Source organism: Mycolicibacter nonchromogenicus (genome assembly GCF_002101775.1).
Lineage (GTDB): Bacteria > Actinomycetota > Actinomycetes > Mycobacteriales > Mycobacteriaceae > Mycobacterium > Mycobacterium nonchromogenicum.
In genome coordinates, this window is the sequence record NZ_LQPI01000039.1 from 114336 (window position 1) to 133885 (window position 19550).

21 protein-coding genes are annotated in these 19550 nt (G+C 67.6%); 17 read left to right on the plus strand and 4 right to left on the minus strand.

The window, feature by feature from the left end:
• Window positions 1-7 precede the first annotated feature (7 nt).
• On the minus strand, window positions 8-646 hold the full coding sequence (locus AWC18_RS08830; protein ID WP_085138446.1) for an MBL fold metallo-hydrolase: 639 nt from the start codon (window positions 644-646) through the stop codon (window positions 8-10).
• Window positions 647-732: 86 nt separating this feature from the next.
• Between AWC18_RS08830 and purS the strand changes: the two genes are divergently transcribed.
• Both purS and purQ read left to right on the plus strand, forming a co-directional pair.
• Entirely contained in the window at window positions 733-972 is a 240-nt protein-coding gene (purS, locus tag AWC18_RS08835; RefSeq protein ID WP_064998145.1) for a phosphoribosylformylglycinamidine synthase subunit PurS, read from the plus strand.
• On the plus strand, window positions 969-1643 hold the full coding sequence (gene purQ, locus AWC18_RS08840) for a phosphoribosylformylglycinamidine synthase subunit PurQ (protein ID WP_085138447.1): 675 nt from the start codon (window positions 969-971) through the stop codon (window positions 1641-1643). The genes purS and purQ overlap by 4 nt, the downstream gene beginning before the upstream one ends.
• A 27-nt stretch (window positions 1644-1670) precedes the next feature.
• Here the strand turns inward: purQ and AWC18_RS08845 are convergent, their stop codons facing one another.
• A complete protein-coding gene (locus AWC18_RS08845; protein WP_085138448.1) occupies window positions 1671-2189 on the minus strand; it encodes a MarR family winged helix-turn-helix transcriptional regulator in 519 nt (172 codons plus the stop codon).
• A 337-nt stretch (window positions 2190-2526) separates the two neighbouring features.
• Between AWC18_RS08845 and AWC18_RS08850 the strand changes: the two genes are divergently transcribed.
• The 5 genes from AWC18_RS08850 to AWC18_RS08870 are packed head-to-tail and all read left to right on the plus strand — an operon-like array spanning window position 2527 to window position 5915.
• A complete protein-coding gene (locus AWC18_RS08850; protein ID WP_085138449.1) occupies window positions 2527-4035 on the plus strand; it encodes an aromatic/alkene/methane monooxygenase hydroxylase/oxygenase subunit alpha in 1509 nt (502 codons plus the stop codon).
• A 5-nt stretch (window positions 4036-4040) separates the two neighbouring features.
• Window positions 4041-4292 (plus strand): toluene-4-monooxygenase system B family protein, encoded by a 252-nt coding sequence (locus AWC18_RS08855; RefSeq protein WP_064998148.1) that lies wholly within the window; start codon window positions 4041-4043, stop codon window positions 4290-4292.
• On the plus strand, window positions 4279-4614 hold the full coding sequence (locus tag AWC18_RS08860) for a Rieske 2Fe-2S domain-containing protein (protein WP_064998149.1): 336 nt from the start codon (window positions 4279-4281) through the stop codon (window positions 4612-4614). The genes AWC18_RS08855 and AWC18_RS08860 overlap by 14 nt, the downstream gene beginning before the upstream one ends.
• On the plus strand, window positions 4611-4922 hold the full coding sequence (locus AWC18_RS08865) for an MmoB/DmpM family protein (protein WP_064998150.1): 312 nt from the start codon (window positions 4611-4613) through the stop codon (window positions 4920-4922). Before AWC18_RS08860 ends, AWC18_RS08865 begins: the two co-directional genes overlap by 4 nt.
• 3 nt (window positions 4923-4925) lie before the next feature.
• Entirely contained in the window at window positions 4926-5915 is a 990-nt protein-coding gene (locus AWC18_RS08870) for a ferritin family protein (RefSeq protein ID WP_085138450.1), read from the plus strand.
• 47 nt (window positions 5916-5962) lie between these two features.
• Here AWC18_RS08870 and AWC18_RS08875 read toward each other — a convergent pair whose 3' ends face one another.
• Both AWC18_RS08875 and AWC18_RS08880 read right to left on the minus strand, forming a co-directional pair.
• Window positions 5963-6760, minus strand: a complete 798-nt coding sequence (locus AWC18_RS08875; RefSeq protein WP_085138451.1) for a family 1 encapsulin nanocompartment shell protein — start codon at window positions 6758-6760, stop codon at window positions 5963-5965.
• Window positions 6757-7785 carry a Dyp-type peroxidase gene (locus AWC18_RS08880; protein WP_109560029.1) on the minus strand — a complete coding sequence of 343 codons (1029 nt, stop codon included), beginning with the start codon at window positions 7783-7785 and terminating at the stop codon, window positions 6757-6759. Before AWC18_RS08880 ends, AWC18_RS08875 begins: the two co-directional genes overlap by 4 nt.
• Window positions 7786-7837: 52 nt before the next feature.
• On the opposite strand from AWC18_RS08880, the gene AWC18_RS08885 reads away from it, so the two are divergent.
• The 10 genes from AWC18_RS08885 to AWC18_RS08930 all read left to right on the plus strand — a co-directional run bounded on the left by AWC18_RS08885 (window position 7838) and on the right by AWC18_RS08930 (window position 19546).
• A complete protein-coding gene (locus AWC18_RS08885; protein ID WP_085138452.1) occupies window positions 7838-9100 on the plus strand; it encodes a M18 family aminopeptidase in 1263 nt (420 codons plus the stop codon).
• A 22-nt stretch (window positions 9101-9122) separates the two neighbouring features.
• A complete protein-coding gene (gene purL, locus AWC18_RS08890; protein ID WP_064998154.1) occupies window positions 9123-11417 on the plus strand; it encodes a phosphoribosylformylglycinamidine synthase subunit PurL in 2295 nt (764 codons plus the stop codon).
• Window positions 11418-11429: 12 nt separating this feature from the next.
• Entirely contained in the window at window positions 11430-13133 is a 1704-nt protein-coding gene (locus tag AWC18_RS08895) for an alpha/beta hydrolase (protein WP_064998155.1), read from the plus strand.
• Window positions 13134-13271: 138 nt separating this feature from the next.
• Complete coding sequence (locus tag AWC18_RS08900) at window positions 13272-14114, plus strand: alpha/beta fold hydrolase (protein ID WP_085138453.1); 843 nt, start codon at window positions 13272-13274, stop codon at window positions 14112-14114.
• A gap of 1 nt (window position 14115) precedes the next feature.
• Window positions 14116-14520, plus strand: coding sequence for a sterol carrier family protein (locus AWC18_RS08905; protein ID WP_085138454.1), 405 nt, complete (start codon window positions 14116-14118; stop codon window positions 14518-14520).
• Between the two features lie 51 nt (window positions 14521-14571).
• Window positions 14572-16092, plus strand: coding sequence for an amidophosphoribosyltransferase (purF, locus tag AWC18_RS08910; protein ID WP_076048874.1), 1521 nt, complete (start codon window positions 14572-14574; stop codon window positions 16090-16092).
• Between the two features lie 132 nt (window positions 16093-16224).
• Complete coding sequence (locus tag AWC18_RS08915) at window positions 16225-17487, plus strand: aromatic ring-hydroxylating oxygenase subunit alpha (protein ID WP_085138455.1); 1263 nt, start codon at window positions 16225-16227, stop codon at window positions 17485-17487.
• Window positions 17488-17502: 15 nt separating this feature from the next.
• Window positions 17503-17823, plus strand: a complete 321-nt coding sequence (locus AWC18_RS08920) for a hypothetical protein (RefSeq protein ID WP_208858343.1) — start codon at window positions 17503-17505, stop codon at window positions 17821-17823.
• Window positions 17799-19079: a metal-dependent hydrolase family protein gene (locus tag AWC18_RS08925; RefSeq protein WP_085138457.1), complete on the plus strand. Its 1281-nt coding sequence runs from the start codon at window positions 17799-17801 to the stop codon at window positions 19077-19079. The genes AWC18_RS08920 and AWC18_RS08925 overlap by 25 nt, the downstream gene beginning before the upstream one ends.
• Window positions 19080-19093: 14 nt before the next feature.
• The gene (locus AWC18_RS08930) at window positions 19094-19546 is read left to right on the plus strand and encodes a MarR family winged helix-turn-helix transcriptional regulator (protein ID WP_064998161.1); all 453 of its coding nucleotides are present in this window, start codon (window positions 19094-19096) and stop codon (window positions 19544-19546) included.
• Window positions 19547-19550 lie beyond the last annotated feature (4 nt).

Consider the following 19550-nt stretch of genomic DNA (forward strand, 5'->3'; position numbering starts at 1 on the left):
CCCGGCGTCAGAAGGTGACGGCGCTCTCCTCGGGCAGCACCTGGAAGTCGGCGCGTCCCATCTCGGCCAGGCGGCCGTGATAGATCCCGCGGGCGTCGGTGGCGATGATGCCCTGGTGTATCGGCACCGCGGCCCGTGGCGCCACCGCGCGCAGGTAATCGACGGCCTCGGAGATCTTCATCCACGGCGCCGCCGCCGGGGTGGCCAGCACGTCCACCGGTTCACCGGGCACGAACAGCGCGTCGCCGGGATGCATCAGCCGGGCCGGATGGTCGTCGTCGCCGATCAGGTAGGAGATGTTGTCGATCATCGGCAGCTCCGGATGGATCACCGCGTGGCGTCCGCCCACCCCGCGCACCCGCAGCGGCCCGACATCGAAGGCATCCCCGACGTGCACCGGTTGCCAGGGCGGGCCCAATTGCGCGGCGGTCTGCGGGTCGGCGTAGAGCGCGGCACCCGGGTTGGCGTCGATCAGGGCCGGCAGCCGCGCGGTGTCGGCGTGATCCGGGTGCTGATGTGTGACCAGGATGGCCGCCAGGCCGGTGATGCCCTCGAAGCCGTGCGAGAAGTTGCCGGGGTCGAACAACACCGTGGTTCCGCCGAAGTCGGCGAGCAGGCAGGAATGGCCGAAATGGGTCAGTTGCATAGCTAAAGATTGTGCTCTCCGGCGCCGCAGACGGGCATCGGTATTCTTGACCAGACCGATTCCCCCGTCGACAGTAGGGAGCACCCGTGGCCCGGGTGGTTGTTCACGTGATGCCCAAGGCAGAGATCCTTGACCCGCAGGGGCAGGCGATCGTCGGAGCGCTTTCTCGGCTCGGACACACCGGAGTGTCGGACGTGCGGCAGGGCAAGCGCTTCGAGCTCGAAGTCGACGACTCGGTCGACGACGCCGCGCTGGCCGAGATTGCCGAATCGCTGCTGGCCAACACCGTGATCGAGGACTTCACCGTCAGCCGGGAGCCCTCGTGAGCGCCCGGATCGGCGTCATCACCTTTCCCGGCACCCTCGACGACGTCGACGCTGCCCGCGCGGTCCGGTTCGTCGGCGCCGAGCCCGTCAGCCTCTGGCACGCCGACGCCGACCTCAAGGGCGTCGACGCCGTGGTGGTGCCCGGTGGTTTCTCCTACGGCGACTACCTGCGCTGCGGGGCCATCGCCCGCTTCGCCCCGGTGATGGGCGAGGTCGTCAGGGCCGCCGGCCAAGGCATGCCGGTACTCGGCATCTGCAACGGCTTCCAGGTGTTGTGCGAGGCCGGACTGCTGCCCGGCGCACTGACCCGCAATGCCGGCCTGCACTTCGTCTGCCGCGACGTCTGGCTGCGGGTGGCCACCACCTCGACGGCCTGGACCTCCCGGTTCGAGGCCGACGCCGACCTGCTGGTGCCGCTGAAGTCCGGGGAGGGCCGCTACGTGGCCTCCGAAGCAGTGCTCGACGAGCTGGAGGGCGAAGGCCGGGTGGTGTTCCGCTACCTCGACAACATCAACGGCTCACTGCGGGACATCGCCGGGGTGAGCTCGGCCAACGGCCGGGTCGTCGGGCTGATGCCGCACCCCGAGCACGCCATCGAGGCGCTGACCGGACCGAGTGATGACGGCCTGGGGCTGTTCTACTCCGCGCTGGACGCGGTGCTGGCCGCCTGACCTACCGCGGATTCACCGGCACCGGCGCTACGCCGTGACATGGTCGACGCAGTCGACCCGCAGGTCCGGGATCGTCATCGGGATGTCGTAGACCTTGCAGCGGTAGCTGCGCCCGTCGGCCTGAATGGTCTCCAACTGTAGGCAGGTGCTGCAGGCGCGGGTCACGGGCAGCATCTGCGCATCGTGGAGTCGGGCGATGACCGCGAGCAGCGAGTCGAGCAACTGCTCGGCTTCGTTGCGGTCGAGTTTGGACGTAGCGATCTCGGCCGGTGCGGTCCAGCGCGCGAGCTGGACGGCGGTCTTGCGGCCGGCCGGGGTCAGGGACAGTTCATGCCGGCGGCGGTCCTGGGGGTCGGGGGTACGCGCCACCAAGCCTTTGCGGACCAGAGCGGCGATGGCGTCACTGACGGTGGGGTCGGAGACATTGAGTTCGCGGGCGAGCGTGCTGCTGTGAGCGGCGGGCGGCGGGCCGACGTGAAGCCAGCTGAGCACCCGCATCTGAGTGCTCGACAGGTCGTGGCTTTCGGCGGCGCGCCGTGCCAGCACGTGCAGAGCGTCGCCGACCCGGTCGAGGGCGGCGACGATCTTGGAGTCCAGGCTTGGGTGGCGTTCGCCGGCGAATTTCAGGGCACGACCTCATTTGTTCCGGCGGCCACGTCGATGAGGGCGTGGCTCCGCGAGTCGGCGACTCACGGTGCCCTCCTGTCATAGCCGGAGTTTCGGGTTCGCAGCCTAACCGCCGGGCGCATGTGACCCCAGCGTGCGAATCATGCTGATCCTAATACTTAGGACTCCTGGGGAATTGCTGCATCATGGGCACGTTCCGTGATCGAGACAGTTCAGCTGGCTCAGATCGCAGCTCACGCCCGACCGAGGACGACATATGCCCAAACTTTCTCGCAGTGACTGGTACGACCTGGCGCGCGACACCAACTGGACGTTTCGCTACGTGACCGAGGAGGAGGTGTTCCCCGAAGACCTGTCGGGAACGCATCGGGTCCCCGCGGAGGCCTGGCTCAAGTGGGACGAGCCCTACAAGATCGGCTACCGCGAATACGTGCACAACCAGGTCACCAAGGACACCACGACGTACTCGTTGAAGAACGCCATCGGGCGATCGAAACTGTTCGAGCAACTCGACCCGGGCTGGAAGTCGGTCATCGTGGCGCACTACGGCGCCATCACCATGCCCGAGTATCTGGCCTCGATCGGCGAAGCGCGGATGGGCAGGTTCGGCCGCGCGGCGGCCTGGCGCAACACCGCGACCTTCGGCACCCTCGACGAGATTCGGCACGGCCAGATCCAGGCCTTCTTCCCCTACGGCCTGCTCGACAAGGAGCCGCGAGGGGACTGGGCGCTCAAGGCGTTCCACACCAACAACTGGATCGTGCTGGCCGTGCGCTATCTGTTCGACGACATGTTCGTCGCCAACGACGCCCTGTCGATCGCGCTGCAGCTGACCTTCACCCTGGAGACCGGATTCACCAATCTGCAGTTCCTCGGGATGGCCGCCGACGCCATCGACGTCGGCGACCTGGAGTTCGGCGCCCTGATCAGTTCCATTCAGACCGACGAGGCTCGCCACGCTCAGCAGGGTGAGCCCACGATCAAGGTGCTCGCCGACAACGGTGAGGCCGAATGGGGCCAATTCCTCATCGACCACATGTTCTGGCGGTCCTGGCGCATCTTCGCTCTGCTGACCGGTCTGTCGATGGATTACTACACCCCGCTGGAAAGTCGGCGAATGAGCTTCAAAGAGTTCATCGAGGACTGGGTGGTCAAGCAGTTCACCGACCAGTTCCGCGACTATGGACTCGAATTGCCCTGGTACTGGGAAGAATTCATCAACGAGCTGACCTGGTACCACCACGCCATCCACCTGGGGGTGTGGTACTACCGGCCCACGGTGTGGTGGAACCCGGACGCCGGCGTCTCCGCAGAGGAGCGGCTGTGGCTGGAGGAGAAGTACCCGGGGTGGAACCGCGACTTCGGAAAGCACTGGGACGTCATCACCGAAAACGTTCGCAACGGCGACATCGCTGCCACGCTGCCCGAAACCCTGCCGATCACCTGCAACCTGTGCCAGCTGCCCATCGTGCGAGCCGCCGGCGTGATCGTCGGTGCGCACACCGACGCGGCCCCGCTGACCCACGTGCACAACGACCGCAAGTACCTGTTCTGCTCGGAGCCGTGCCGGTGGATCTTCACCCAACGGCCCGAGCGCTTCGCCGGCCACCAGTCGCTGGTCGACCGGGTGCTCTCCGGTGAGATCAGCCCGCCCGACCTCGGCACCGTGCTGCAGTACTTCGGGCTCTCGGCCGAGGAACAGGGCCAAGACGCCGACAACTACGCGTGGGCGCGCAACGGTGCCCGTCACGGATCGAGAGGCTGAGAACCATGGCGCTGCTTCCCCTGACCGCACTGTTCGAGGGTGACGTGCTGGAACTGCTCATCCCCGTCGACGACGCCGACACCGTCGAAGCCGTCAGCGCGGCGATCGCCCATCACGTGGTCGGTCACCGTGTGGCCCAACGCGATGCCCCGATCCGGCTGCGGCACAACGGCAACGTGCTGGACCCCACGCTGGGGATCGGCGCGGCCGGCGTCGGCCCGCTGGACCACGTCGAGGTCTTCTATGACCAGAGTTAGCACCTGGACTCCGGTGGCCAGCCTCGACGACCTGTGGGAGGGCGAGGTGGCGGAATTCGAGGTGGACGATCGGCCGATCCTGATCGCCCACCTGCGCGGCGGGGAGATCCGCGCCTACGACGGCCTGTGCCCACACGCCGGATTCCCGCTGGCCGACGGCGATGTCGACGACACGATTCTGACCTGCGGTGCCCACAGCTGGGAATTCGACCTGACCACCGGCGCCGGGGTGAATCCGGCCAACTGCCGGCTGCGCAGCCATCCTGTGCGCCTTGAAGGCGACCAGATCACCATATTGCTCACCGAAGGAGACCACCCATGACTGCCGCCGCAGAACAGGACAAACTCGTCGGCCCGGTAGTCCGTGGCTTCGACCCCGACGTCGTGGCCGCCCTCACCGACGCCATCCTCGCCGACAACCCCGATGCCGCCATCAGCATCGAGGACCACGCCGGCTATGTGCGCATTCACGCGCCCCGATTCCTGCGGGTAACCCGCGCGAGCTTGGAAGAAGCTGCCGGACAAGCATTTCCGTTGGCAACCCTGGAGCCGGCCCTGGTGGCGTTCGCCGGACGGATCCGTTACGTCGGCGACGACGAACTGCACTGGTACTTGGACCGAGAGGACTGACACATGACCACCGCGAAAGCCCGGCCACTCAAGACCTGGAGTATCGCCGGCGACACCCGGCGCAAACCCACCGAGTACGAGGCGGTCACCGGCCAGTTCCACTATCACTTCAACCGGCAGCCGGCGCCCTTCGACCTCGACCCCGGCAGTCCCATCAACCGGTGGTACCTCAAGCACCGCGAAGGCTCACCGCTGCAGGCCGACAGCTGGGAGGGGTTCCGCGATCCGGCCGCATTGAACTACCGCCGCTACATCGCGCTGCAGCATGACCGCGAGATCTACGCCGAAGGTGTGGTGGACCACTACGAGGCACTCGACGCCGACGACAAACTCGACGCCGACTGGGTCGAGACGCTACGCCGGCTTTACCTGCCCGCCCGCTACCTGTTCCACGTGCTGCAGATAACCAGCCTGTATGTGGGACAACTGGGGCCGAGCGCCTACATCACCAACGCGGCGTTCTTCCAAGCCGCCGACGAACTGCGGGCACTGCAGTGGATCGCCTATCGTGCAAAGTCATTGTCGCTGAGCCACGACGTCCAGCTGGCGAATTCCGAAGCCACCCGGCGGATCTGGGAGAACGACGAGGCATGGCAGCCGGCCCGCGAGACGCTGGAACGGCTGCTGTTGGCCTACGACTGGGGCGAGGCCTTCACCGCACTGAACCTGGTGGTCAAGCCGGCCCTGGACGCGCTGTTCAAGGAGGCGTTCGCCGGGCTGGCCAGCGACCGCGGTGATGGTCTGACCGCAGCACTGCTGGCGGAATCTCGGGTCGACACCACCCGAAACCAAGCCTGGAACGCCGCTCTGGCCCGCTACGCGCTGGCCGCCAACTCCACCAACCGGGCGGTCATCGAAGGCTGGATTGACGACTGGCGCCCGCGCGCCGACCGTGCCGTCGAGGGCCTGGCCGCCGCGCTGCCCAATCCCGACTCCGTTCGGGAGCAGGTCGCGCGCTCGGTGGCCGCATTCACTGCCCAATGGGCTGAATGAGCGAAACGACCCGTCCGCGAGGCTGACTCGCGGACGGGTCGCCGTCGCTAGCAGGTCAACGCGACCGCGGCCTCGGCGGTGTAGCACAGGAAGGTCAGCGTCTCCTCCAGGTAGAGCTGCACGTTCTCCGCGTCATGCGACAGGTAGCCGATCGAGACGTCGGTGCCCAGCTGCAGGTCGAAATCCCCACCGCGGGTGGCCAGCACGAACGCGCCGTCGATCGCCGGGGCCCAGATGATGTCGCCGGTCACCAGCCGGCGCAGGTGCTCCAGGATCGGGTAGCCGTGATCGGAGGTCTCGGCCACCTTGGTGTAGGTGTCGGCCGACAACAGCACCGAGTAGGGCCCGTCCACCCCGGCCAGTCGCAGCGCCGACAGTGCCTGGCTGATCACGTCCGGGATGCCGCGAGGGTCTTCCGGCAACGTCAACGCCGGATTCGAGCTGGCACTGCGGATGCCTTCCACCGAGGCGGCCGGGTAGCCCCCGAAGATGAGCCGGTCCTCGGCGAACGCCAGCTTCTTGGCCGCGGCCTTCACCGGGTCCCAGTCGGGATCCTGCGAGCCCCGCTCGACGTCGTCGATCTCCGCGCGCGACAGGGTGAACGGAACCCGCAGGCGCACCAGCGGTTTGCTGTCGCGCAGATCTGCTTCCACGCCATCACCGGGTGCGGTGACGCGGGTCAGCCGACCGGTGCTCACGGCCGCCGCCGTCGGGCCGGCCGGCTCGCTGACGTCGACGACCCGCCGCCCGGCGATGTGCCGCTTGAACGTGCGGGTGGCCTCCTGCTCGATGTCGGCCCACGCCACTTCGGTGACCGGGGCTAAATCGCGATACAGGTTGTTCATTGGGAGGTTCCTTTCAGGCTGCCGATGTTCAGTGAGCCGTCACCGGCGCCGGGGCTGGTGGATTCGACGGGCTCGGAGGTGGGGGGCGCCGCTGTTCCCGGGAGCGGCGGTGGATCATCGAGGAAGTCGGCGGTGGGAGTGAAGAACATCCCGCCGGTGACCGCGGTGGAGAAATCCAGGATGCGGTCGGTGTTGCCCGGCGGGTCGCCTAAGAACATGTTGCGCAGCATCTGCTCGGTGACTTCAGGTGTCCGCGCGTAGGCGATGTAGTAGGTGCCGGACTCTCCGGATCCCACTGAGCCGAACGGCATGTTGTGCCGCACGATGTCCAGTTCGTTGCCGTCCTCATCGGTGATGACATTCAGCGCGATGTGTGAGTTGGCCGGTTTCACCGCGTCGTCGAACTCGATGTCGTCGGCCTTGGTGCGGCCGATCACGCGTTCCTGTTCGGTGACCGGCAGCGCCTCCCAGGCGGCCATGTCGTGCAGATACTTCTGGACGTGCACATAGGAGCCGCCGGCGAAGTCGGGGTCCTCGTCGCCGATCGCGGTGGCCGCCACCGCCTCGTCGTCGACCGGGTTTTCGGTGCCGTCGACGAAACCGAGCAGGTCGCGATTGTCGAAGAACCGGAAGCCGTGCACCTCGTCGACCACGGTGATGGCGCCGGCCATCGCCTTGACGATCCGCCCCGCCAGCTCGAAGCAGACATCCATGGTCTCGCCCTTGACGTGGAACAACAGGTCGCCGGGGGTGGCCGGGGCGGTGTGGCGGGGACCGGTCAGCTCGACAAACGGGTGCAGCTCGGCGGGCCGGGGGCCGGCGAACAGCCGGTCCCAGGCCTCCGAGCCGATCGAGGTCACCACCGTCAGCCGCTTGGTCGGGTCGCGAAAGCCGATCGCCCGGGCGAAACCCGCCAGTTCGGGCAACGCCTCATGCACGGTGCGTTCCCCGCCCTCGTTGATGGTGGCCACCAGAAAAATGGCCGCACAGGTCAGGGGAGCGGTGACGGGCTGCAAAGACGGCACGCTATTGACCCTAACGTCCCGTTCGGCGTCCGGATGCGAAAGACTTAACCCCATGGCGGCCACCGCAACCGGACTATGCGAGTTCATCGACGCCTCACCGTCGCCGTTTCACGCCTGCGTGACCGTGGCCGCGCGGCTGCGAGCCGCCGGCTACACCGAGATCGCCGAAGCCGACCGGTGGCCGCAGGCGCCCGGGCGGTACTTCACCGTCCGGGCCGGGTCACTCATTGCGTGGGACAGTGGCGCAACGAATCCAGCCACCCCATTCCGGATCATCGGCGCACACACCGACAGCCCGAACCTGCGGGTCAAGCAGCGTCCCGCCCGCGAGGTCGCCGGCTGGCAGATGGTGGCCCTGGCGCCCTACGGCGGTGCCTGGCTGAACTCCTGGCTGGACCGCGACCTGGGGATCAGCGGGCGTCTGTCGGTGCGTAGCGGCGCAGAAATCAGGCACCACCTGGTCCGTATCGACGAGCCGATCCTGCGGGTGCCGCAACTGGCCATCCACCTGGCCGACGACCGCGCTGCGGTCAAGCTGGACCCGCAACGTCACGTCAACGCGGTGTGGGGCGCGGGTGCCGCGACCCCGGAATTCCTCGGATATGTGGCCGAACGCGCCGGGGTGGAACCGCGCGATGTCCTGGGATTCGACCTGATGACCCACGACCTGGCGCCCTCGGCGGTGACCGGACGGGGCCGTGAGTTCGTCAGCGCGCCGCGGCTGGACAACCAGGCCAGCTGCTACGCCGGGCTGGAAGCACTGATTGCCGCAAGACCCGGCCGCCACCTGCCGGTGCTGGTGCTGTTCGACCACGAGGAGGTCGGGTCCACCTCGGATCACGGTGCCCAGTCGGACCTGTTGCGCGGCGTGCTGGAGCGGATCACCCTGGCCGCAGGCGGCGACCGCGAGGACTTCCTGCGGCGGCTGACCGACTCCACGCTGGCCTCGGCGGACATGGCTCACGCCACGCACCCGAACTACCCGGAACGTCACGAACCGGGCCATCAGATCGCGGTCAACGCCGGCCCGGTGCTCAAGGTGCAGCCCAACCTGCGCTACGCCACCGACAGCCGCACCGCCGCCACCTTCGCGCTGGCCTGCGACCAGGCGGGAGTGGCGCTGCAGCGTTACGAGCACCGGGCGGACCTGCCCTGCGGCTCGACCATCGGCCCGATGAGCGCCGCACGCACCGGAATCCCCACCGTTGACGTGGGCGCCCCCCAGCTGGCCATGCATTCGGCGCGGGAACTGATGGGTGCGCGTGACGTGACCTCTTACGCGGCGGCTCTGACCGCATTCCTGGCGCCGGACTGAGCCGCAATCGGTGCCATAGACTGTGCCCGTGACGCCCCCGACCACGCTGGACACCGTCGAACACGCCGCTGCGACGCCTGATCACCCGCAACCGTTCGCCGAGTTGGGTCTCAAGGACGACGAGTACCAGCGCATCCGCGACATTCTGGGCCGCCGCCCCACCGACGCCGAGTTGGCCATGTATTCGGTGATGTGGAGCGAGCACTGCTCCTACAAATCCTCGAAGGTGCACCTGCGCTACTTCGGTGAGACCACCACCGACGAAATGCGTAAGGCCATGCTGGCCGGCATCGGCGAGAACGCCGGCGTCGTCGACATCGGCGACGGCTGGGCGGTCACCTTCAAGGTGGAGTCGCACAACCACCCGTCCTATGTCGAGCCGTATCAGGGTGCCGCCACCGGGGTGGGCGGAATCGTGCGCGACATCATGGCGATGGGCGCCCGCCCGGTCGCGGTGATGGACCAGCTGCGTTTCGGCGCCGCCGACGCCCCCGACACCCGCCGGGTGCTCGACGGGGTGGTGCGTGGCATCGGCGGCTACGGCAACTCGCTGGGGCTGCCCAACATCGGCGGCGAGACCATCTTCGACCCGTGCTACGCGGGCAACCCGTTGGTCAACGCCCTGTGCGTCGGTGTGCTCAAAAAGGAAGACCTGCACCTGGCGTTCGCCTCCGGTGCCGGCAACAAGATCATCCTGTTCGGAGCCCGTACCGGGCTGGATGGCATCGGCGGGGTGTCGGTGCTGGCATCGGACACCTTCGGTGGCGACGAGAGCGGCGCGGGCCGTAAGAAGCTGCCTTCGGTGCAGGTCGGCGACCCGTTCACCGAGAAGGTGCTCATCGAGTGTTGCCTGGAGCTGTACGCGGGCAAGCTGGTGGTCGGCATCCAGGATCTCGGCGGTGCCGGATTGTCTTGTGCCACTTCCGAGTTGGCGTCTGCCGGGGATGGCGGCATGGCGATCCAGCTGGACAAAGTGCCGCTGCGCGCGGCGAACATGACTCCGGCCGAGGTGTTGTCCAGCGAATCGCAGGAACGCATGTGCGCGGTGGTCGCTCCGGAGAACGTCGACGCCTTCATGGCGGTCTGCGCCAAGTGGGACGTGCTCGCCACCGTGATCGGTGAGGTCACCGAAGGGGACCGGCTGCAGATCACCTGGCACGGTGAGACCGTCGTGGACGTGCCGCCGCGCACCGTGGCGCACGAAGGTCCGATCTATCAGCGTCCGGTAGCGCGCCCAGACACCCAGGACGCCCTGAACGCCGACCGCTCGGACAGGCTTGCCCGGCCGGCCACCGGGGAGGAGCTGCGCGCGACTCTGCTTGCGCTGCTGGGCAGCCCGCACCTGTGCAGCCGGGCGTTCATCACCGAGCAGTACGACCGCTACGTGCGCGGCAACACCGTGCTGGCCGAGCATGCCGACGGCGGGATGCTGCGTATCGACGAGGCCACCGGGCGAGGGATCGCGATCTCCACCGACGCCTCCGGCCGCTACACCAAGCTCGACCCCTACACCGGGGCGCAGCTGGCGCTGGCCGAGGCGTACCGCAACGTGGCGGTCACCGGTGCCACGCCGGTCGCTGTCACCAACTGCCTGAACTTCGGTTCTCCGGAAGACCCCGGGGTGATGTGGCAGTTCGCCGAGGCCGTTCGCGGTCTGGCCGATGGCTGTGCGGCACTGGGGATTCCGGTGACCGGCGGCAATGTGAGCTTCTACAACCAGACCGGCTCCACCCCGATCCACCCCACCCCGGTCGTGGGGGTGCTCGGTGTCATCGACGATGTGACTCGACGGGTTCCCACGGCGTTCGGCGTCGAACCGGGTGAGACCCTGATCCTGCTCGGTGACACCCGCGACGAGTTCGACGGCTCCATCTGGGCGCAGGTGACCGGCGATCACCTGGGCGGCCTCCCGCCGAAGGTCGACCTGGCTCGCGAGCAGCTGCTCGCCGAAGTGCTGTGCGCGGCATCGCGCGACGGACTGATCTCGGCTGCCCACGACTTGAGCGAAGGCGGCCTGATCCAGGCCGTGGTGGAGTCCTCGATCGCCGGCGAAACCGGCTGCCGCATCTTGCTTCCCGAAGACGTCGACCCGTTCGTCTTCCTGTTCTCCGAGTCGGCGGGCAGGGTCCTGGTGGCGGTGCCGCGCACCGAGGAGAGTCGATTCCGCTCGATGTGCGAGGCACGCGGCCTGCCGGCCACCCGCGTCGGGGTGGTGGACCAGGCCTCGCAGGAAGTCGAGGTCCAGGGTCAGTTCAGCGTGTCGCTGACCGAACTGCGCAGCGTCTCTGAAGCGGTGCTGCCGGGGCTGTTCGGGTAAAGACCCAGCGGCATGGGAACGGCCGAGCCACCGGCGAAACACCCACTGCTGGTGTGGGCGTGGAGCCTGCTGCGGCTCGAGTTCGCCGGGGTGGCTTTCGGTGCGCTGTTCTTCTGCCTGTCGCTGACTCCGTCACTGCTGCCGCGCGACTGGGTGTTTCAGGGGCTGATCGGCGGAATCAATGCGGCCTTCGGCTACGGGCTGGGCGTGCTGATCGGCGCGGCCGTGCGGCGCTTTGTACTGCGCGGCGCCGGCTGGTGGCCGCCGCCGCGGCCGGTCTTGCTGGCGCTCAAAGTCACTGTGGTGGTGGCGGCGCCGGCCGCGTGTGTGCTGATGCTGATTCCGGCCGCCGGCTGGCAGCGTCAGGTCTCGGAACTGCTGGGCATCGAAGGTCCGGCGACGCTGGGCTACCTGCGTACCCTCGGCGTGGCGATCGGGGTCGCCGCCGCACTGGTTGCGACCGTGCGGGTGCTGATCGACGTCGGCCGGCTGCTGGCGCGCGCGCTGATCCGGCGCTGGCGCCTGCAGCGTGAAGTCGCGATGTTCATCGGCAACGCCATCGTCGTCATCCTGTTGATCACCCTGATCAACGGTGTTCTGATCCGCGGTTTCTTCGCCGGCGCCAGTGCGGTGTTCCAGCCCGAGGACAGCGCCACCGTGGCCGGGACGGTCCAGCCGACGCAGCCGGAACGGTCCGGCAGCCCGGAATCGTTGGCGCCGTGGTCCACCCTGGGCAGCCAGGGCCGCAGTTTCGTCGCCGGGGGACTGCGCGCCGCCGACTTGACCCGCATCAACGGACGGCCGGCCCGGGAACCGATCAGGGTGTATGCCGGCCTGCACAGTGCGGGCGATGACCAGGAGCGAATGCAGCTGCTGCTCGACGAACTGGAACGCACCCATGCTTTCGAGCGCCAGGTGTTGGTCGTGGTGCCCACCACCGGCACCGGGTGGATCAACCCGGCCGCAGCCGATGCGCTGGAGATGCTCTACAACGGCGACACCGCCATCGTGGGTGTGCAGTACTCCTACCTGCCGAGCTGGATCTCGTTCCTGGCCGACCAGCGCAAATCGATGGATTCGGGACGGCTGCTGGTGCGCACCGTCGCCGAGCGGTGGCGAAGCCTGCCCGAGCAGCACCGACCCAAACTGGTGCTCTACGGCGAGAGCCTGGGCTCGATGGCCGGTCAGGCCGCCTTCGACTGGCTGCCCGATATCGCCGAGATGGGCTATGAGGCCGTGCTGTGGGTGGGTCCGCCGCAGGCCAGCCCGCTCTGGCACGCGCTGCTGGTGCGGCGCGACCCGGGCAGCCCCGCGGTATTGCCGCGTTACGACAACGGCCGCACGGTGCGGTTCTCCCAGGGCACCGTGCCGGCCGAGATCGCCCGGATCGCCGCCCCGCCCTGGGAAGGCACGCGGGTGCTGTTCCTGCAGCACGCCTCGGACCCGGTGGTGTGGTGGTCGCCGGACCTGTTGTTCGAGCGGCCGGCGTGGCTGACCGAACCGCCCGGACCGGATCGCACCGCGTCCATGCGCTGGTATCCGGTGGTGACGTTCTGGCAGGTCAGCGCGGATCTGTTCCACGGCGAGCAGATGCCCCCGGGACACGGTCACAACTACTCCGACACGATCCTGGACGGCTGGGTGGCGGTGCTGCCCCCCGACGGCTGGACGCCGGCCGACACCGAGCGGATTCGCACGGCGCTGCGGCACAGGTAGGCAACGCCGGTTCCAGCTTCGGCTCTCCTTCGTCGAGCCTCGCTGAACCGCCGTGCTGATGCGCCGGTTCCAGCTTCGGCTCTCCTTCGTCGAGCCTCGCTGAACCGCCGTGCGGCGGCATGCGGGATGCTTTAAACCATGGAGAGTTACACCCGCGACGGCCTGGTCTTCGACGTACGCGACGCCGGGCCGCCTGGGGGGCCCGTGGTGGTACTGCTGCACGGCTTCCCGCAGCGAAACGACAGCTGGAACGCCGTCATCGACCGGCTCACCGCCGCAGGCTATCGATGCCTGGCGCCCAACCAGCGCGGCTACTCACCCGGGGCCCGGCCAACCCGGCGCCGCGACTACCGCATGTCCGAACTCGTGGCCGACATCGGCGCACTGATCGACGCCAGCGGGTCGCAACGTGTGCATCTGGTGGGACACGACTGGGGTGCCGGCGTGGCGTGGGGCGTGGCAGCCGAACTGCCCGAACGGCTCGCCACGGTGTCGCCGGTGTCGGTGCCCCACCCGGCGGCCTTCCTGAAGTCGTTTGTCACCAGCAGCCAAGGCCTGGCGTCGTGGTACATGGGCTTTTTCCAGCTGCCGTGGCTCCCGGAGCGGTTGCTGACGCGCCGGAATGGCGCTGTGGCCGCCAAAGTTCTGCAACGCGGTGGCCAGACCGCGGCTGCGGCCGAACGGGATGCGCGGGCCTTGATGGAGCCGGGCGCGCTGACCGGCGGACTCAATTGGTATCGGGGTATGCCGCTGTCGAATATGCGAGACAGCAATCAGCAGATCTCGGTGCCGACGATGTACGTGTGGAGCGACAACGACCACGCGCTGAAGTCCAAGGCGGCGCGCGACACGGCCAACTACGTCGCGGCGGACTACCGATTCGAGGTGTTCGAGGGCGTCTCACACTGGATTCCCGATACCGAACCGGACCGCCTTGCCGACCTGCTGCTGGACTGGTTCGCCGCGCACCCGACCGACTGACATGGCCGCTGCCCGCACACGTCCGCAACCCGACCCGGCGCAGACCCGTGCCGCGGTGCTGGCGCTGGCCCCGTGGCTGCGCGACGAGAGTCGGCCCGCACCGGAGCGCGCCGAGTTGGCGGCCGCGGTCCGTCTGACCGCCCGCACCCTGGCGCAGCTGGCCCCCGGCGCCAGCGTCGAGGTGCGGATCCCGCCGTTCGTCGCGGTGCAGTGCATCGCCGGGCCGCGGCACACTCGCGGCACCCCGCCCAACGTCGTCGAGACCGATCCGCGCAGCTGGCTGCTGCTGGCCGCCGGGCTGCTGGAGGTGGGCGATGCGAGCGCTGCGGGCAGGCTGCGACTGTCCGGCTCGCGCGCCGGCGAGCTCGCCGAATGGCTGCCGTTGGTGAAACTTGACGCGTGTTGACCGTAGACTGAACAACGTCACTGAGGCCCGTCCCCCTGGAGCAGCTGAAACGTGCCGGACCAGCAGGTAGTAGACCTTGAGAACGCGCCTCGTGAAGAGTGCGGAGTATTCGGAGTTTGGGCTCCCGGCGAAGAAGTAGCGAAGCTCACTTATTACGGCCTCTATGCGCTGCAACACCGTGGTCAGGAGGCCGCCGGGATCGCGGTCGGCGACGGTTCGCAGGTGCTGGTCTTCAAAGACCTGGGCTTGGTCAGCCAGGTGTTCGAGGAGCAGACGCTGGCGGCCATGCCCGGGCATGTGGCGGTCGGGCACTGCCGCTATTCGACCACCGGCGACACCACCTGGGAGAACGCCCAGCCGGTGTTCCGCAACACTGCGGCGGGCACCGGAGTGGCGCTCGGCCACAACGGCAACCTGGTCAACACCGCCGAACTGGCCGGCCGCGCTCGTGAGCTGGGCCTGATCGACACCCGCCGTCCCGGCGTGGCCACCACCGACTCCGACATCCTGGGCGCACTGCTGGCACACGGGGCAGCCGACAGCTCCCTGGAGCAGGCGGCACTGGAGCTGCTGCCCACCGCACGCGGAGCGTTCTGCCTGACCTTCATGGACGAGAACACCCTGTACGCGGCCCGCGACCCGTGGGGCGTGCGGCCGCTGTCGTTGGGCCGGCTCGACCGGGGGTGGGTGGTGGCGTCGGAGACCGCCGCGCTCGACATCGTCGGCGCCTCGTTCGTCCGCGACATCGAGCCCGGGGAGCTGTTGGCGATCGACGCCGACGGGGTCCGCTCCACCCGGTTCGCGAACCCCACCCCGAAGGGCTGCGTCTTCGAATACGTCTACCTGGCCCGGCCCGACAGCACCATCGTCGGCCGGTCGGTGCACGCCACCCGGGTGGAGATCGGCCGGCGGCTGGCCCGTGAGCACGCGGTGGAGGCTGATCTGGTCATCGGGGTGCCGGAATCCGGAATCCCCGCCGCGGTGGGCTACGCCCAGGAGTCGGGGATCGACTACGGGCAGGGCCTGACCAAGAACGCCTACGTCGGGCGGACGTTCATCCAGCCGTCGCAGACCATCCGCCAGCTCGGCATCCGGCTCAAGCTCAATCCGCTGCGCGAGATCATCCGCGGCAAGCGGCTGATCGTCGTCGATGACTCGATCGTGCGGGGTAACACCCAGCGCGCCCTGGTCCGGATGCTGCGCGAGGCCGGCGCCGTCGAGGTGCATGTGCGCATCGCCTCCCCGCCGGTGAAGTGGCCGTGCTTCTACGGCATCGACTTCGCCTCGCCGGCCGAGCTGATCGCCAACGCCGTCGAGGACGAAACCGAGATGGTCGAAGCGGTGCGGCGTGCCATCGGCGCCGACAGCCTCGGTTACGTCAGCCAAGAAGACATGATCGCGGCCACCGAACAGCCCAAGTCGCGGCTGTGCTGCGCCTGTTTCGACGGCCGTTACCCGATCGAGCTGCCCGACGACAGTGCCCTGGGCAAGAACGTCGTCGAGCAGATGCTGAGCAACACTGCGCGCAAAGCCGAGAGCGACAGCGACGCTCCCGCGTTGCGTCAGTCCTGACCTCAAGTCATTCCCTCGCGAACCCGGTGCAGCTGACGTTCCGGCCAGTATCAACTAGTTGACACTGAGGGTGCCGGTCGATAGCGTCAGCCGCAACGAGACTCGTGACCCGGCGTGAGGACAGGAGTGGTTGTGGCGCGTTTTCCCAAGCCGCCCGAGGGCAGTTGGACGCAGCACTATGAACTCGGCACCGGGCCGGTGTCGTACCGAGATTCCATCAGTCCAGATGTCTACGAGAAGGAACGCGCGGCGATCTTCCGGCGTGCCTGGCTGAATGTCGGCCGGGTGGAGCAGATTCCGCGGAAGGGCAGTTACTTCACCAAGGAACTGAAGGTCGTCAACACATCGATCATCCTGGTGCGAACCGGATCTGGTGAGGTCAAGGCATATCACAACGTGTGTCGACACCGCGGCAACAAGCTGGTGTGGGACACCATGCCGTTGGAGGAGACGAGTGGCACCTGCCGCCAGTTCACCTGCAAGTACCACGCCTGGCGTTACGACCTGGAGGGCAATCTGGCCTACGTCCAGCAGGAGGAGGAGTTCTTCGGCCTCGACAAGAGTCGCTACGGGCTGGTCAGCGTGCACTGTGAGGTCTGGGAAGGGTTCATCTTCGTCAACTTCGCCGCCACCCCGGAGCAGTCCCTGCGGGAATTCCTCGGGCCGATGGTTACGGCATTGGAGGGCTACCCCTTTGGGGAGATGACATCGCGATGGCAGTACCGCTCGTCGGTCAACGCCAACTGGAAGCTGTTCCTGGATGCGTTCCAGGAGTTCTACCACGCGCCGGTGCTGCACGGGAACCAGACGCCGACGGCCTTCCGGGTGGCGGCCGAACAGGCTGGTTTCGAGGCGCCCCATTACCAGATCGAGGGTCCGCATCGCCTGGTGAGCACCTCGGGGGTACGGGCCTGGGAGATGTCGTCGGAGATGCGCAAGCCGATCGAGGACATCTGCCAGAGTGGGTTGTTCGGGCCGTGGGACCCGCCGGATATCGGCCCCATGCCCGACGGCGTCAATCCCGCCAAGTGCGATCCGTGGGGGTTGGACTCGTTTCAGATCTTCCCCAACTTCACCATCCTGTTCTGGGGCCAGGGCTGGTATCTGACCTACCACTACTGGCCCACCGCGCATGACTCACACATTTTCGAAGGCACGCTGTACTTTCCGCAGCCGCGGACTCCCCGCGAGCGGGTCGCCCAAGAACTCGCGGCGGTGTCGTTCAAGGAGTACGGACTGCAGGACGCCAGCACCTTGGAGGCCACCCACACGATGATCGGCACCGGCGTGGTGGACAACTTTCTGCTCAACGATCAAGAGGTGTTGATCCGGCACTTCCACGCCGAAACCGCGGCGTGGATCGCTGAGCATGAGCGCACCGCGGCGAAGGTCTGAGGAATCGTGACCTCCATGCTGCCAAAGGAATTCGCCGACCTCGAGCGGTTCAGCGATTGGTGCCTGCCGTCGGAGCCGGAGCGCTACGCCAAGCGCCTGAACAGTTCCATGTCCGAGATGCAGGCGTTCTATGACGCCATCACGGCGCGCGCCGAAGACGCGTTGGCCTATTGCGACAAGTTCAGCCTCGACGACATGCCCGAGGACGTGCTGAACCTGATGCATCTGTTGTATTCCATGATCACCGTGGCCTTCCCGGCCGAAGCCTGGAAGCAGCCACGCGTTCCCGACTCCGGTGCCGCGGTCATCGAATGCGTCGCCGAGCCGTTCCCGTGAGCGGCCGGGGGAGTTCGGCCTCGGTGCTGCGCGCCGATCGATGGCTCGACATCGACGCCGGTGTCGTGCGGTCGCCGGCCGTCGTGATCGTCGAGGACGGTCGTATCACCGCCGTGAATCCCGAGGCGCCGCCGCCGGTTTCGGCTGACGACATCGACCTCGGTGACGTCACGCTGCTGCCCGGGCTGATGGACATGGAGCTCAACCTGCTCATCGGCGGCCCGGGCAGCCCGGAGGGGCTTCCCACGCCCCTGCACGGTGTGCAGGACGACCCGGCCTACCGCACATTGCGGGCCGCGGTCAACGCACGAACCACGTTGGAAGCCGGCTTCACCACCGTCCGCAATCTGGGACTGATGGTCAAGACCGGTGGTTACCTGCTTGACGTCGCGCTGCAGCGCGCCATCGACCAGGGCTGGCATGCCGGCCCGCGGATCTACCCCGCCGGCCATGCCGTCACCCCGTATGGCGGCCACCTGGATCCGACTGTCTTCCAACGGCTCGCGCCCGGGGTGATGCCACTGTCGGTCGCCGAGGGCATCGCCAACGGTGTGCCGGATGTGATCGCCTGCGTGCGTTACCAGATCCGCCACGGGGCCAAGCTGATCAAGGTGTCGGCCTCGGGCGGGGTGATGTCGCACAGCACCGCTCCGGGAGCTCAGCAGTACTCCGACGCCGAGCTGGCCGCCATCGCCGACGAGGCGCATCGCGCCGGGGTGCGGGTGGCCGCCCATGCGATCGGTGACGTTGCGATCCGGGCGTGCATTCGGGCTGGAATCGACTGCATCGAGCACGGTTTCCTGGCCAGCGACGAGACCCTGGCGATGATGGTGGACCACGGCACCTTCCTGGTCTCCACCACCTACCTGACGGATGCCTTGGCCGTGGACCGGATCGCTCCGGAACTGCGCAAGAAGGCGGCCGAGGTGTTTCCGCGGGCCAAAGCCATGTTGCCCCGGGCGATCGAAGCCGGCGTGCGCATCGCGTGTGGCACCGATGCGCCGGCAATTCCGCATGGCCAGAACGCCAAAGAATTGAGCGCACTGGTGGAGCGCGGTATGACACCGATCCAGGCGCTGCGGGCGGCCACCGTCGTCAGTGCCGATCTCATCGACGCCGGCCATGAATTGGGAAGGCTGGCCCCCGGCTACTGCGCCGATATCATCGCCGTACCGGGTGATCCGACCCGGGACATCGGGGCCACCGGTGACGTGCGGTTCGTCATGAAGGACGGCCGAGTCTGCAAGCGCAGTTAACAGGAAAGCGGGACATGGATCTCACCAACAACATCCTGTGGCTGCTCAAGCAGGCCTTCTACTACTCGCTGACGACCGTGAACGAGTCGATCAGTGAGCACGGCGTGAGTACCGCCCAGATCGGTCTCCTGCGTCAACTGGCCGGAGAACCGGGGTTGTCCGGTGCGGAACTGGCACGCCGCCTGCTCATCACACCGCAGGGTGTGCAACTGGCCCTGAATGCGCTCGAACGCCGCGGACTGGTGGAGCGTAAACAGGATCCCCACCACGGCCGAATTCTGCGGGCCTACCTGACCGAGGAGGGGCGCGCGGTGACCTCGGCGGTCGTCACCGACGCGATAGCAGCCCACGATCAGGTGTTCGGGGTGCTGACGCCGCAGGAGCAGGACACCTTGCGAGCACTGCTGGCGCGGGTCGTCGAACAGGGCACCGGCCACACGCTGTTCGCCGACCACGTCGAGCCCTGACGGA